Raw genomic sequence first — 13,471 nt, 5'->3', positions numbered from 1 at the left:
GCCACTCGGCGAGTGGCGGCTTTCCTAGTGAAGCGTCGGCGATGGCGCCTCGGGGGAGTCGATGATCGCCTCGATGTCTGCCGCACTAAAATGGTACTGCGTATGACAAAAATGGCACTGCGTATCGACCGCTTTCTGCTCGTTCAGAATGCTTCGCAGCTCGTCGGCACCGAAGGTGTGCAGCGCGTTGGCGATGCGCTCCCGCGAGCAGGTGCAGCCGAACGCCAGCGCCTTGGGGTCGAAGACGCGCGTGGTCTCTTCGTGGAAAAGACGGTAAAGCACGTCCTGCGCCGGTAGCGTCAGCATCTCGTCGGCAGTGATCGTCGCCGCCAGATGAACCACCCGGTCCCAGGCATCGGGATCCTGGTTGGACGCATCGTCCGGCAGTTGCTGAAGCAGCAGTCCGGCGCTGCGCTGGCCGTCGGCGCTCAGCCACAGTCGCGTCGCCAGCTGTTCCGACTGGGCGAAATAGGCTTCCAGGCAGCCGGCGAGCTGGTCATGCTCCAGCGCCACGATCCCCTGGTAGCGATTGCCTTCGGCGGGATCGAGGGTGATCACGATCTGCCCGTCGCCCACCAGCTGCCGCAGCGAGGCATCGTCGGCGAAGATCTGGTTCTCGTCGTACCGCGCGATGGCCCGCAGTTGACCGCCGGGGTTGGATTCCGCCATCAGCACGTCGACTCCCTGCTTGCCGCGCACCTCCAGGCTGACGGTGCCATCGAGCTTGACGGTTTCGGTCAGCAAGGCGACGGCGCTCAGCAGTTCACCCAGTTGGTGGCGAATCGGCGCGGGATAGTCCTGGCGGGCGAGCACCTCCCCGTAGGCGGTTTCCAGTTGCACGATCTCGCCGCGCACGTTGGTGTCGTCAAACAGGAAGCGTTGGATTTCATCGTTCATGGATCGGATCTCGTCGGGCACCGGGCGAGTCACAGGATCACCCGGTGAGGGCAGGTAGTGGGCGACGTCACGAGCGTGGGGCGTCAATCATCGGTGTGCTGGCGCTGGAATCGATGGATATCGCGACGCTGGCGTTTGTCGGGCCGCTTGATCGGCGGTTGCATCACCTGATTGGCGAGCTTGCGCTGATGCGCCTCCCGCTCCCGCCGATCGAGGCTCTCGGCCGTCTCGGCGTAGAGCTCTCGAGCCTCCGGGGCGCCGCGGCGTTGGGCCGAGAGCGCCACGACCTCGACGGTCACGTTGTCCCAGCCTTGCGGCAGCTCGATCAGCGCGCCGACCTCGACATACCTGCTGGTCTTGACGCGGTTGCCGTTGTAACGGACCTTGCCGCCCTCGATCGCTTTCTTGGCCAGTTGACGCGTCTTGAAGAAGCGCGCCGCCCATAGCCACTTGTCGATACGTACCGTTTCACTCATGGGTCAATTACCTCGACCGACCTAGATGGGGGTGGGCAGCTCCCGCTTCAACCCGGCCGCGCGGGCATTAGCGATGCAAACTGCTCGACGACGGTGAACGACGGATGGGCGCTACCGACCTTGCGGCTGTCCGGTTGATGGATGCCCAGAAGGTGGCGAATGCCATATCGCCGGGCACTTTCGAGCACGTCGGCGTTGTCGTCGATGAACAGGCTGCGTGCCGGCTCGAAGGGGTGCAGCGTCTGCATGGCCGACCAGAACGCCAGCTGCTCCTTGGGAGCCCCCACATCCGCTGATGACACGATCCGATCGACATAGCGATCCAGCCCGGTCAACGGCAACTTGAGACCGAGGCTCTCACGATCGGCATTGGTCGCCAGGACCACATCCAGCGGCGACGCCTTCAGCCACTCCATGAAGGCCAGGGCATCGGCCCGCCATCCGATCAGATATGCGACCTCGCGCTTGAGCGCGACGATATCCAGCGACAGCTCGCGACTCCAGTAGGCCAGGCTGTACCAATCCAGCGTTCCTCTGGCATCGCGGATACGCGACTCCAGTGCCGTGCGATGAGTGTCGTCGAGCCGATGCAGCTCGACATAGCGGCGCGGCAGATGCTCGAGCCAGAAGTGGCTGTCGAAATGGAGATCGAGCAGCGTACCGTCCATGTCCAGAAAAACGGTGTCGATGGCGCTCCAGTCGATCATCGAAAAAACCCCGGCCGTTAGTAAAGGAAATCGTCTCACGTCACGCCCCTCCCAGCGCGAGGAGGTATCGGGGCATTTCCCACGGAGACAAGCGTCGATTATTGTACCCAGTGCAACCCGCCCGATGCACGGAGGCCGCATGGCGCCGACTGATTCCCCCCCGCCCGTCTTGACCAGGCCGACGCTTCTCGCGCGGCGCAACGTCGCCCAGAGCGAACTGTTTGCCATCGAATCGCTCGACCTGCGCTTCGCCAACGGCGCCGAACGGACTTTCGAACGCTTGAAGGGCAAGGGTCGCGGCGCGGTGATGCTGGTCGCCATGCCCGACCCCGATCATGTGTTGCTGATTCGGGAATACGCGGCGGGCTTCGATGAGTACACGCTGACGCTACCCAAGGGGCTGGTCGATCCCGGCGAAGACATCATCACCGCGGCCAATCGAGAGCTCATGGAAGAGTGCGGCTACGGCGCCAATCGCATCGAGCCACTGGTAGAGCTATCGCTAGCACCCAACTACATGAACCACCGTATTCAGGTAATGCTGGCCAGCGATCTCTACGAAAAGCGCCTGGAGGGCGATGAGCCCGAGCCGCTGATCGTGGAGACCCATGCCATCGACGATATCTCTGGACTGCTGGCGCGGGATGATTTTCACGAAGGGAGGGCCATCGCCGCCCTGTTCATCGCACGTGAAAAACTGCGCAGCGAGCAAATCTCCGGAAGCTGGTGGTGAGGACCACTTCGGCGTGCACCGGAGAACCGCGAGTGGCAAACGACGATCGCCCCGCTGGGCGGGGCGATCGAACGGCAGGACCGATCTTGCGAAACGTCTATCGCGAGTAGCGACCCGATCAGTTGGGATTGACGTCTTGGGCGGAATCGACGCCGTGGTTGCCTTCCATGTCATCGGCCATCGGCCCCTGCGCTGCGGACGTGTCCTGAGCGGTAGCGCCTTCGACCTTCATGCTGCCAGGCTGGGTGTTGGCAGAACCGGTCTGCCCATTGTCTTCATCGGGCAGGTTGTTCTCGGTCGGCAGCTTCTTGTCGGCGCTGTCCGATGCGGTCGCCCCCTCGGCCATCGTCGGCGACGCACCGCCGGATTGGGTATTGGCGGAGCCGGTCTCGGGGCTCACGCTGGGCGCCCCGTCCTGAGCGAACGCGCCGGCAGTGGGAAGTGCGATGAGCGCGGCGAAAATGGCTGCATTCAATGTCTTCATGTGAATCCTCCTTAATTCATCTTGACGTGTGACGCCGATCCAACGGAATCCGTTCTTTCCGTTTGCGTCACCAAGCTTGCCTCAACAATCTATACAAAACCTAGACAAAAAATCGTCGGTTAGCAAATATCGGCGTCGCCCTCGACGCCACCGTCGTAGCATTCGAGGAATCTCCTCGCGGCGGGAGACAGCTCTCTGTCCCGGCGCCAGAGCAACTCGAACGCGGGATTTTGCGTTCTGAGCCGATAGCGGATCCGCGCCACCTGCCCCCGCCTCACCTGCTCCCGGGCAATGCGCTCCGGCAGCAGCGCCAGGACGCCCGCATCCTGCTCCAGCATGGCCAGGATCGCGTAGGTCGATGAAATCTCGATCGATTGCACCGGCTGCGAGAGCCCCGCGGCAACGAACTCCTGTTCCAGCATTCGCGGCATGCTGACGGGGTAGACGATCCAGGCCTGTCTGGCCAACGTGGTGAAATCGGGCGCCTCGACCTCGACCAACGGGTGTCCGGGATTGGCAACGACCCAAAGCGGCTCGGGGAAATGTCCGTGACAGTGGTAGTCCGCGGGACGCCTGCCGAAGCTGGAGCGACACAAGGCGACGTCGATTCGCCCCTGGTCGAGCAGGCGCAGCAGCCCTTCGCTGGTATCCTCGATCACCTGCAATGACAACGAGGGCTGCTCGGCACGCACCTTGACGATCGCCTCGACGATCGCGGCGATGGCGCCCATGGTACCGCCGACGGCCAAGTGCCCCCCATGCCCCTGCTGAATGCCGATCATCTCCTCGCGCAGATGCGCCACGTCGGTCTGGATCAGCCTCGCGTAGCGCACCACACAGCGCCCCAGATCATTGGCCTCGAGCCCTCTCGCGCTACGCAGGAACAGCGGCGCGCCCAGCGTCGTCTCGATCTCGTTGAGCGCACGCGTCGCCCCCGGCTGGGAGATCGACACCTGCTCGGCAGCCTTGTGAATCGAGCCGCACTCATCCAGCGCCATCAGCAACCGCAACTGGCGCAAGCGCAGCCTCGACATCAGTGTCTCCAACGTCGGGGGCATCGACGACTCCTCTCGCTTACGACATGACGGGAATTTGGCTTGGAACGAAAACTGCTCACGCTCGACATGACGGCGTTGACGATCGGCGCACTGGACGACATTCAGAACGTCGCGGGACGGCCCGACGGGCGAGCGCAGCGAGTCACATGCTCATTGGCACACCGTCAACAGGAGCGCCGGCCTGGTCCGTTTTTCGCCAATTCTTGCCTCGTTCTGCCCGCACTCGCAGGCGTTCCGTACGGACCCTAAGACTTTGGGCGAATGCGCGGTCGTTATCATTCGATCAGCAACTCTCAGTAGTGCGATACAGGCTGACCGGATAGGGTGTAACCACACGAGAATCATAATAACCGACTGATTCAAAAAGACTTAAAGATAAAGTCTCATAGACCAAAGTGGCACGACTCGCCCGAGGAGCCGATTGATGGCATTGATAGAACACACCACCGAGGCCCCCGCCTCGATCATCCGGCTGCACGAACGCGATGACGTGGTCATCGCCCGCGTCCCGTTGCCGAAGGGTAGCGAGATCCTGCCAGGCATCGTCCTGGCCAGCGCCGTGCCGGCCGCGCACAAGGTCGCGATCCGAGCGCTCCAGCCGGGCGACATGATCCGACGCTACGGGCAGATCATCGGCCGCGCCACCCGCGTCATCGCACCCGGCGATCATGTTCATGTCCACAATCTCGGCATCGCCGATCTTGAGGGTGACGGCCACGAACAGGGCGATGTGAAGGGCTACGTGAAGGAGTATGCCATCGGCAGCGAGGTTACGCCCGTCGAACGGGTCTCCCCTGCCGCCACGTTCATGGGTATCCAGCGTGCGGATGGCCGGGTCGCGACGCGCAACTACATCGGCATTCTCACCTCGGTAAACTGCTCGGCCACGGTCGCTCACGCCATCGCCGATCATTTCCGCCGGGATGTCCATCCCGAATCGATGGCACCCTACCCCAATGTGGATGGCGTGGTGGCCCTGACCCACGGCGTGGGATGCGCGGTGGCCGCGGATGGCGAGGCCCTGGAGATGCTCCAGCGCACCCTCGCCGGCTACGCGCGTCACGTCAATTTCGCTGCCGTACTGGTCATCGGCCTGGGATGCGAGACCAATCAGATCGATACCCTGATCGAATCCCAGGGCCTCAAGCCCGGGCCCAAGCTTCACCCGTTCACGATTCAGCAGATCGGCGGCACCACCAAGGCCATCGCCGAGGGAATACGCCATATCAAGCAGTTGCTGGCGGAAGCCAATCAGGTCGAACGCACACCCTGTTCCGCCGAGCATCTCCGGGTCGCCCTACAGTGTGGCGGCTCCGACGGCTATTCCGGGATCACCGCCAATCCGGCGCTGGGTGCCGCCGTCGACCGCCTCATTGCCCACGGTGGCAGTGCGGTGCTCGCCGAGACGCCGGAAGTCTACGGCGCCGAGCACTTGCTGACACGACGGGCGGTGAGCCCGGCGGTCGCCCACAAATTGATCGAGCGCATCCACTGGTGGGAAGCGTTCTGCCGGGTTCGCGGCGCATCGCTCGACAACAACCCCTCCGCCGGCAACAAGGCGGGCGGCCTGACCACGATCCTTGAGAAATCGCTGGGCGCGGTGGCCAAGGCCGGCACCACACCGCTGGTCGAAGTGCTCGAGTACGCCGAACCGATGCGCGAGCGCGGTCTGGCGTTCATGGATTCCCCCGGCTTCGACCCGGTCTCGGTCACCGGCCAGGTTGCCAGCGGCTGCAACCTGATCGCCTTCACCACCGGTCGCGGCAGTGCCTTCGGCTGCGCGCCGGTGCCGTCCATGAAGCTATCCACCAACAGCGCGCTGTGGCGCCACCAGTCGGACGACATGGATATCAACTGTGGCGCGCTGATCGATGGCGACATCGACATGGAGCAGCTCGGCGAGCAGATCTTCCAGCGCTTCCTGACCCTGGCTTCCGGCGAGCGCAGCCGCAGCGAACGCCACGGCTACGGCCAGCAGGAGTTCGTGCCCTGGCAGATCGGCGTCATCACCTGAGTTCGCAAGGCCATCGAGCCCCCAGATAGCCTCACCCCGCAGGCCATCTCCACCGGCGTCGTCGTCGACGGCGCCCCCTCTCGCTCTGGCATGGAGAAGATCACATGTCGATTCCGGTATCGCGCGTTCCCATCTACGACACGCTCAACCGCATCCCCGGCGGTCTGATGATCATTCCGCTGATACTCGGATCGATCGTCGGCACGCTCGCACCCGCCGCGCTGGAGATCGGCAGCTTCACCACTGCGCTGTTCAAGGACGGCGCCATGGCGTTCATGGCCGGAGGCTGATTCCGCTGATTACATCGCCGCGACGATGTCTATTTCGCTTCATGGCTAGGCGCGAAGCGCATGGTGTAGAGATTTACACGAGAGCCTGCTCGCCGCCCCGTTCACCGGTGGACTGGTCTATCTCGGCTATCGATATCTGCTGAAACGCGGCAGGCGCAGCGGAATCGGCTTTGCCGCCGGCACCACCGCGGGCAACTCCATCGCCACACCGGCAATCGCCGCTGCGGCCGACCCTTCGCTGCAATCCTACGTCGGTGTCGCCACGACCCAGGTCGCGGCCTGCGTGCTGGTCTCGGCGCTGATGGCACCGGCGATCGCCTCGTGGCTGCTCAAGCGCAATGGCGAACTGCGATCTCCGGAGGAAATACCCGCCAGAGCGAGCACCCATGACAAGTCTTCCGATCGCCTGGCGGGCGATCTTATCCCGAAATGAGCCATGCCGCGGGTCGCCACCGGTATCACGACGCATCGAGCCAGCGAATTCGCTGGCTCGATGTCATTGTCCCCAGGTCGAGATGTCAGCACGATCTCACGACAGCGTGACGACCTGCCCCGACTCGGCGCTGCGAATTCCCGCTTCCAGCAAGCGCATCACGTCCAATGCGGCTTCTGCCGTCACGGGCAGCGGCGCGTCACCCCGAATGGCGTCGCGAACGCCCGCGTAGTAGGCGAGATAGTCGCCGGGCAGGGTCGGCACCTCGTGCAGTTCCGGCTGAATGCCTTCGCGTACCTGGCCGATCGTCAGCATGCCGTGGCGCCAATCCTCCCCCCAGTGGGGCGACGGTTGCCGATCACCGCGCTTGAGCATGTCCTCCTGCGGATCGAGACCATGTTTGACATAGCTGGCGCGGGTACCGTGAACGGTGAAGCGGGCGCCGGGCGCGGCAACCAGGGTACCGCCGTGGAGAATCACGCGGCACTCCCGATAGTGCAGCACGGCGTGAAAATAGTCGTCGACCTTGGCACCCTCTCGCTGGCGGGCCAGATCGAGCGAGATCGACTCCGGCACACCGAACAGCACCAGGCTCTGGTCGAGCAGGTGTGAGCCGAGGTCGAACCAGGCACCGGCACCGGGAGCGGGATCCTCACGCCAGCGCTGGGCGACCTCGGGCCGGAAGCGATCGAAATGGGACTCGAAATGGACGATCCTGCCCAGCGACTGGCTGTCGATGAGATTGCGCACCGTCAGGAAATCCGAGTCCCAGCGTCGATTGTGAAAGACCGACAGCAGGCGTCCGGCCTTGTCAGCCTGGTCGCACAGCTTGCGGGCTTCGTCCGCCGTCACCGTGAAGGGCTTGTCGACCACGACATGCTTGCCTGCCGACAGCGCCTCGCTGACCAGCGAATAGTGCGTTGCGTTGGGCGTGGGTATGACGACCAGATCGATATCGGCGCGCTGGAACAGCGCCTGCGGTGTCGCCTCCACCGGCACGCTCGGCCAGTCGGCATTCACCTTGCCGGCGTCCCGGCTTGCCACGGCAACCAGAGAGAGGCCGTCCTGAGCGTCGATCAGCGGCGCGTGGAACCGTTTGCTGGCCATGCCGTAGCCGACCAGCCCCACACGGATGGATCCCTTCATGCTGCGTCCCTTAGAGATGAATTCGCTTCGCTTCGCGGGCAAGCCGGCGAGGCACCCTCACTTATTAGGGTATCGCATCTCGAACGGCAAGGTTCCATGGCGAGGGAGAGTCGATAATATTAGCCCTGAACGACTGGGAGATACGGTTCGCCGTGACGCACGTTTCGGCATGGTCCTCGTCGCAATGACCGACGGTCTCCCCCCTGCCCTGCGAGACCGGGGCGTGGTCTTTGACACCACGCTTCGCTGGCGAACTCACGCCCGGACCGCTCTCGATGCCGATCGCCGCTGCCAAGCCGACGGCAATCGCGCTTCCAGCCATCGACGAACCGGTGCGACCACAAAGCGCTGCATCAGGAGCGCCAGGACAACGATCATCGCGAGATGGAAAGCCATGGTCCACAGCGGGATCGCGAACTTGAGCGCCACGTTGCTGCTGTCCACGACCCAGCTCTCGTGCCATCGCTGCAGAAGCCAGCGGGTCGCTCTCGCGGTCGGCCCGATCAGCGGCGTGTGCAGCGCGAAAATGCACAGCGCGGACTCCCCCAGTCGCTGAGCCCAGGCCCGGATCGTTGCACTTTGCGGCGCCGAGAAGGCACACACGCTGAGTAGCACCAGCGCCTGGAATGGCAGCAGCAGGCCATTGTGAGTCAGGTAGTAAAGGTGCAGTCCATCCATTTTCAGTAGCAGGACCCCGACCGGCACGCCGCACAAGCCCAGCGCCAGCAGTGGATAGCGAAACCGGCGTACCAGATCGCCCACGCGTGGGGACTGCCAGGCGCGATAGAGCACGATACCGGTCAGGAACTCTGGCAGGCGAAACAACGGGTTGCGATGAAGCACGCCAACCGTTACGTAATCGAACGACCCCGCCAGCGTGGCGACGAGCGGTCCCAGCGCGTAGAGCCCCCAGAGACCCAGCAGTACCAGGCCCCAACGCTGGACCCGCATCAGTCGCGGCGCCAGCCACGGGAAGCAGGCGTAGAAGAAGAGCAGCGCGGAGATCGACCACGAGGCCCCGTTGAGCCACAGGAAGCGCGGCTCCCAGGCCTGAAGGAGCGTCAGTTGCAGCGCGATATGGCCAATGGCGCTGGGCCACGACAGCCGCTCGGCGAAGTCGGCTCTCACCGCATCGCTCAGCGGGTAATAGGGGTGCGTATTGAAGTAGACATGGACCCCTTCGGGGCGGATGGGGTACTGAATCAACAGCAATCCGACCGACAGCAGCATTGTCATGACATGAATCGGATAGAGATTGCACAAGCGTTTGGCGACGAACGCCGGGCCGTGCATCTTCATCTCTCCGGCATGATCCAGCGCCACGTGTGCGAGCAGGAATCCGGACAGCATGAAAAACGTGCTGGTCGCGAAGAAGCCCATGCCGATGAAGCTTCTCAGCATCGCCGGCATGTCGCTGTAGATGCCGCCGAAGTGATAGGCGACCATCCACAACGCCATCAGAAAGCGCAGCCATTCGAGGCCGTAATATCGCTGTCGTTTGCTAGTGGACATCCTGCCACCTCCTTTCTTACCGCCGGACAGTACCTGACGACGTGATCGACGAACGAGGTCTCGAGGCGCGTCTAAAGCCTATGAGCGCGATGCCCGAAACGGCGCCGTAAAAGACGGCCCATGCTCAGCGAAGCGATTGCGCGGGGTTGCTATAGAGTTATTATCGAAGGGTGGGAGCACGCCGCGACGGTAACCGCGGATCGTGTCATGATCGTCGTCAAAGTGTAACAACATCGCAACGAAAACCGTGCCACGGCGCCAGGAATCACTCGTTTTTACACAAACGCCCTGATGCTGTCGCCATAAAGCGACGCTTGGCCACCGCCCTGACGGGTCATCGGCTCACCCACGCCATGCCTGACGCTTCGGCGTCTCGCCCCGGGGTTCTCTTTCCACGCCCCATACTTATTTCGATCAGGAGTCACCATGGATCAGCAATCCCCCGTCGCGTTCATCACCGGTGCCACCTCGGGGTTCGGGCGTGCCTGTGCCCATCGCTTTGCCAAAGCGGGCTGGGCACTGGTGCTCAGCGGTCGCCGCCAGGAGCGCCTGGAAGCGGTCAAGAAGGAGTTGGAGAGCCAGGTCCCGGTTCATGTCGCCACCTTGGATGTGCGCGACCGGGATGCGGTCGCTCGAGTCGTCGAGGAGCTGCCATCGGATTTCAAGGCGGTGAAGGCACTGGTCAACAACGCCGGACTGGCCTTGGGTGCCGGCCCGGCTCAGGAGGCCAACCTGGACGACTGGCAGACGGTCATCGACACCAACATCACGGGTCTGGTCAACGTGACGCGCACGCTGCTGCCGACGCTGATCGATGTCGGCCGCGGCGCAGCCATCATCAATATCAGCTCCACCGCGGCGCTATGGCCCTACCCCGGCAGCCATGTCTACGGCGCCTCCAAGGCGTTCGTCAATCAGTTCTCCTACAACCTGCGCTGCGATCTCAAGGGCACCGGCGTTCGCGTCACCGATATTGCCCCCGGCATGTCGGAAACCGAATTCACGCTGGTCCGGATGAAGGGCGATCAGAGCGCTCACGACAAGCTCTATGGCGGCGTCGAGCCGATCCAGCCGGAAGATGTCGCCGAGCAGGTGTTCCTGGCCGCGACGCTACCACCGCATCTCAACATCAATCGTCTCGAGCTGATGCCGGTGTGCCAGTCCTGGGCCGGTCTATCGGTGGATCGAGACTGAGACACCCCGGCACGAAAATCCCGGCACGGCCTTCAGCCCTCTTCCGTGGAGGGCCGATGGTGCGGGCCTGTGGGCCACGTTTCCACCCCTTCCACACGGGATCGACATGACCGAACGCTCCACGGCAGCGGCGCCCGCTCGCGGGCATCAGCCCCTCTGGCTCGCGACGGCGCCGGGGCTCTTTCTGCTGCTGTGGTCACTGGGATTCCCGGTCGCCAAGATCGGCACGCAGCATATCGACCCGCTGCTGTTCCTGGGGCTTCGGTTCACGTTGGTGCTGCTGATCATGTTGCCGATCTGGCTATGGCTGCGCCCACCGATGCCGACCAGGCTCGCCGCGTGGGGTCATCAGGCGATGGTCGGCTTCCTGATCCAGACCATCTACTTCGGCTGCTGCTACAGCGCCTTTGCCCTCGGCAGCTCCGCCGGCGTAGTGGCGCTGATCGTATCGTTGCAGCCGATACTGGTCGCCCTCGCGGCCCCGGCGATGGTGGGCGAAACCATCGGCAGGCGGCGCTGGATCGGCTTCTTGCTGGGCTTCGTGGGCGCGGTGGTGGTCATCGTCGGTCGCTCCACCGTGGAGGGCACGACGGTCGGCGGCTTGTTGCTGGCCTTGGCCGCCCTGTTGGGCATGAGCGGTGCGACACTCTACGAGAAGCGCTTTGGCGAGCCGCTCCATCCGATCAGCGCCAATCTCATCCAATATCTGACCGGCTTGATCACGACCCTGCCGCTGATCGCGCTGTTCGGCCACTTCACGCTCGAGCTGAACGGTGCGCTGGTCGGATCGCTGGCCTACCTGGTCATCGGCAACTCATTGATCGCCATCTCGCTGCTGCTGGCGATGATCCGCCGCGGCGAGGCCTCCCGGGTCTCTGCCCTGTTCTACCTGGTGCCGCCCTGCGCGGCACTGTTTTCATGGTGGCTGATCGACGAAGCCATGCCCCCCGTTGCCTGGCTGGGCATGGCCATCGCCGCCGCCGGGGTGGCCCTGGTCAGTGGCCGGCGCCAACGCCGCTGAAGGGACTCGACGTTGACGCCACCAGGCTCGCGACGCAACATGAGCGGGATTCAGCAATCGCTTCACGATCAGGCCAATTCCACCATGTCCACCGCCGACGAGCGCCAGGCGCTCCACCTGCCCAAAGGGCACGCCAAGCTGCTGCTTCACTCCTGCTGCGCCCCCTGCTCGGGGGAGGTCATGGAAGCGCTGCACGCCTCCGGTATCGACTACGCGATCTTCTTCTACAACCCGAATATCCATCCGGAGAAGGAGTACCTGCTGCGCAAGGAGGAGAACATCCGCTTCGCCGAGCAGCACGACATCGAGTTCATTGATGCCGACTACGATACCGACAACTGGTTCGCCCGCGCCAAAGGAATGGAGTACGAGCCGGAGCGCGGCATTCGTTGCACCATGTGCTTCGACATGCGTTTCGAACGCACGGCGCTCTACGCCAAGGAGCACGGCTATACGCTGATTTCCAGCTCGCTCGGCATCTCGCGCTGGAAGGACATGAACCAGATCAACGACTGCGGTCACCGCGCCGCCGCGCCTTACGAGGGGATGGAGTACTGGGATTACAACTGGCGCAAGAAAGGCGGCTCGAAACGCATGATCGAGATCAGCAAGCGCGAGCGTTTCTACCAGCAGGAGTATTGCGGCTGCGTCTACTCGCTGCGCGACTCCAACCTCCACCGCAAGGCCCAGGGCCGTGAGCTGATCAAGCTCGGCGTACAGTACTACGGCGGCGACGAGTGACAGTGCCAGGTGGCCCTCGCCGTCAACTTTTCGCTATCAGCAGCGCACCAGCGCCGATCATCAGCGATCCGGCGCCCCGGTTCAATCGGCGCTGCGCGCGGGGCGAACGCAAGGCTCGCCGCGCTCTGGCCGCACTGGCAGCGATCAGGCAGAGCCCTGCCATCAAGCCAGCGACCGTCAGCACGACCAACAGCGCCAGGGCGGAGCCGCCGAGCCGCTCGAGGTCGACGAACGTGGGCAGAAAAGCGATATAGAACAGGATCACCTTGGGATTCGAGGCAGAGATAAGAAATCCCTGCGCGACCCCGGCCAGATTAACCCCCGACTGACCGGGCGACGCCACCTCGGCGCTTTGCACCGGCGCTTTCCACAACTTCCAACCGAGATAGAAAAGATATAGCGCTCCCAGGATCCGGATCACGCCGAAGACTTCCCCCCAGTGCTCGGCGATGGTGGCCAAGCCGAAGGTCGCGAGCAGCAGATAGAGCACGTCGCTGAGTATCATGCCCGCCGCCATCGGCAGGCATCGACGAAAGCCTGCGTTCATGCCCGTGGCGATCAGCGCGAACACGCCCGGACCCGGCGTGATGGCGAACAGGAAAATGGCCAGCAGGTAGGTGACGGCACTTTCGAGAGACATGGCGTGGACCCACAATGGAGGCGATGAAGCGCGATTGTCGGCCTGACGCCCCTGCAGCGCAACCCGTCAACGCAAGCGGCGGCGCATGATGCGCCGCCGCTTGTGACCGGTCGAGACAGCGAATG

At 63.6% G+C, this 13,471-nt stretch carries 15 protein-coding genes; 6 read left to right on the top strand and 9 right to left on the bottom strand.

Annotation, left to right across the window (positions count from 1 at the left end):
* Positions 1-24 precede the first annotated feature (24 nt).
* From hslO to DOM56_RS13370, 3 genes are all read right to left on the bottom strand, one after another.
* Positions 25-897: an Hsp33 family molecular chaperone HslO gene (gene hslO, locus DOM56_RS13380; RefSeq protein ID WP_110709564.1), complete on the bottom strand. Its 873-nt coding sequence runs from the start codon at positions 895-897 to the stop codon at positions 25-27.
* 83 nt (positions 898-980) lie between these two features.
* Positions 981-1,373 carry a S4 domain-containing protein gene (locus tag DOM56_RS13375; RefSeq protein WP_110709562.1) on the bottom strand — a complete coding sequence of 131 codons (393 nt, stop codon included), beginning with the start codon at positions 1,371-1,373 and terminating at the stop codon, positions 981-983.
* A gap of 47 nt (positions 1,374-1,420) precedes the next feature.
* A complete protein-coding gene (locus DOM56_RS13370) occupies positions 1,421-2,080 on the bottom strand; it encodes an HAD-IA family hydrolase (RefSeq protein ID WP_110709560.1) in 660 nt (219 codons plus the stop codon).
* A gap of 139 nt (positions 2,081-2,219) precedes the next feature.
* On the opposite strand from DOM56_RS13370, the gene nudE reads away from it, so the two are divergent.
* Positions 2,220-2,813: an ADP compounds hydrolase NudE gene (gene nudE, locus DOM56_RS13365; protein ID WP_110709558.1), complete on the top strand. Its 594-nt coding sequence runs from the start codon at positions 2,220-2,222 to the stop codon at positions 2,811-2,813.
* 118 nt (positions 2,814-2,931) lie between these two features.
* Here the strand turns inward: nudE and DOM56_RS13360 are convergent, their stop codons facing one another.
* A complete protein-coding gene (locus DOM56_RS13360; RefSeq protein ID WP_110709556.1) occupies positions 2,932-3,297 on the bottom strand; it encodes a hypothetical protein in 366 nt (121 codons plus the stop codon).
* A gap of 119 nt (positions 3,298-3,416) precedes the next feature.
* Positions 3,417-4,355 carry a LysR family transcriptional regulator gene (locus DOM56_RS13355; protein ID WP_110709554.1) on the bottom strand — a complete coding sequence of 313 codons (939 nt, stop codon included), beginning with the start codon at positions 4,353-4,355 and terminating at the stop codon, positions 3,417-3,419.
* A gap of 424 nt (positions 4,356-4,779) precedes the next feature.
* Here DOM56_RS13355 and DOM56_RS13350 point away from each other — a divergent pair, with 424 nt between their 5' ends.
* Entirely contained in the window at positions 4,780-6,369 is a 1,590-nt protein-coding gene (locus DOM56_RS13350) for an altronate dehydratase family protein (RefSeq protein ID WP_110709552.1), read from the top strand.
* Positions 6,370-6,473: 104 nt separating this feature from the next.
* Entirely contained in the window at positions 6,474-6,659 is a 186-nt protein-coding gene (locus tag DOM56_RS13345) for a 2-keto-3-deoxygluconate permease (protein ID WP_110709550.1), read from the top strand.
* Between the two features lie 246 nt (positions 6,660-6,905).
* On the opposite strand, the gene DOM56_RS19945 is transcribed toward DOM56_RS13345, so the two are convergent.
* The 3 genes from DOM56_RS19945 to DOM56_RS13330 all read right to left on the bottom strand — a co-directional run bounded on the left by DOM56_RS19945 (position 6,906) and on the right by DOM56_RS13330 (position 9,750).
* Positions 6,906-7,052: a hypothetical protein gene (locus tag DOM56_RS19945; RefSeq protein WP_232822292.1), complete on the bottom strand. Its 147-nt coding sequence runs from the start codon at positions 7,050-7,052 to the stop codon at positions 6,906-6,908.
* Positions 7,053-7,188: 136 nt separating this feature from the next.
* Entirely contained in the window at positions 7,189-8,238 is a 1,050-nt protein-coding gene (locus DOM56_RS13335) for an oxidoreductase (RefSeq protein WP_110709546.1), read from the bottom strand.
* A 255-nt stretch (positions 8,239-8,493) separates the two neighbouring features.
* On the bottom strand, positions 8,494-9,750 hold the full coding sequence (locus DOM56_RS13330; protein ID WP_110603013.1) for an acyltransferase: 1,257 nt from the start codon (positions 9,748-9,750) through the stop codon (positions 8,494-8,496).
* Between the two features lie 426 nt (positions 9,751-10,176).
* Here DOM56_RS13330 and DOM56_RS13325 point away from each other — a divergent pair, with 426 nt between their 5' ends.
* The 3 genes from DOM56_RS13325 (at position 10,177) to DOM56_RS13315 (ending at position 12,706) form a co-directional block, all read left to right on the top strand.
* The gene (locus tag DOM56_RS13325; RefSeq protein WP_110709544.1) at positions 10,177-10,944 is read left to right on the top strand and encodes an SDR family NAD(P)-dependent oxidoreductase; all 768 of its coding nucleotides are present in this window, start codon (positions 10,177-10,179) and stop codon (positions 10,942-10,944) included.
* Positions 10,945-11,050: 106 nt separating this feature from the next.
* Positions 11,051-11,965, top strand: coding sequence for a DMT family transporter (locus DOM56_RS13320; RefSeq protein WP_110709542.1), 915 nt, complete (start codon positions 11,051-11,053; stop codon positions 11,963-11,965).
* 84 nt (positions 11,966-12,049) lie between these two features.
* Entirely contained in the window at positions 12,050-12,706 is a 657-nt protein-coding gene (locus DOM56_RS13315; protein ID WP_110709749.1) for an epoxyqueuosine reductase QueH, read from the top strand.
* Positions 12,707-12,728: 22 nt separating this feature from the next.
* Here DOM56_RS13315 and DOM56_RS13310 read toward each other — a convergent pair whose 3' ends face one another.
* Entirely contained in the window at positions 12,729-13,346 is a 618-nt protein-coding gene (locus tag DOM56_RS13310) for a LysE family translocator (protein WP_110709540.1), read from the bottom strand.
* Between the last annotated feature and the right edge of the window lie 125 nt (positions 13,347-13,471).

It is taken from the genome of Salinicola sp. CR57 (assembly GCF_003206585.1).
Classification (GTDB): domain Bacteria; phylum Pseudomonadota; class Gammaproteobacteria; order Pseudomonadales; family Halomonadaceae; genus Salinicola; species Salinicola lusitanus.
Note: the sequence above shows the minus strand (reverse complement) of the source record. Positions and strands in the feature narration are given on the sequence as shown.

Coding starts and splice junctions, on each gene's coding strand:
- hslO (WP_110709564.1), bottom strand. CDS start 897: ATGAACGATGAAATCCAACGCTTCCTGTTTGACGACACCAACGTGCGC.
- DOM56_RS13375 (WP_110709562.1), bottom strand. CDS start 1,373: ATGAGTGAAACGGTACGTATCGACAAGTGGCTATGGGCGGCGCGCTTC.
- DOM56_RS13370 (WP_110709560.1), bottom strand. CDS start 2,080: ATGATCGACTGGAGCGCCATCGACACCGTTTTTCTGGACATGGACGGT.
- nudE (WP_110709558.1), top strand. CDS start 2,220: ATGGCGCCGACTGATTCCCCCCCGCCCGTCTTGACCAGGCCGACGCTT.
- DOM56_RS13360 (WP_110709556.1), bottom strand. CDS start 3,297: ATGAAGACATTGAATGCAGCCATTTTCGCCGCGCTCATCGCACTTCCC.
- DOM56_RS13355 (WP_110709554.1), bottom strand. CDS start 4,355: ATGCCCCCGACGTTGGAGACACTGATGTCGAGGCTGCGCTTGCGCCAG.
- DOM56_RS13350 (WP_110709552.1), top strand. CDS start 4,780: ATGGCATTGATAGAACACACCACCGAGGCCCCCGCCTCGATCATCCGG.
- DOM56_RS13345 (WP_110709550.1), top strand. CDS start 6,474: ATGTCGATTCCGGTATCGCGCGTTCCCATCTACGACACGCTCAACCGC.
- DOM56_RS13335 (WP_110709546.1), bottom strand. CDS start 8,238: ATGAAGGGATCCATCCGTGTGGGGCTGGTCGGCTACGGCATGGCCAGC.
- DOM56_RS13330 (WP_110603013.1), bottom strand. CDS start 9,750: ATGTCCACTAGCAAACGACAGCGATATTACGGCCTCGAATGGCTGCGC.
- DOM56_RS13325 (WP_110709544.1), top strand. CDS start 10,177: ATGGATCAGCAATCCCCCGTCGCGTTCATCACCGGTGCCACCTCGGGG.
- DOM56_RS13320 (WP_110709542.1), top strand. CDS start 11,051: ATGACCGAACGCTCCACGGCAGCGGCGCCCGCTCGCGGGCATCAGCCC.
- DOM56_RS13315 (WP_110709749.1), top strand. CDS start 12,050: ATGTCCACCGCCGACGAGCGCCAGGCGCTCCACCTGCCCAAAGGGCAC.
- DOM56_RS13310 (WP_110709540.1), bottom strand. CDS start 13,346: ATGTCTCTCGAAAGTGCCGTCACCTACCTGCTGGCCATTTTCCTGTTC.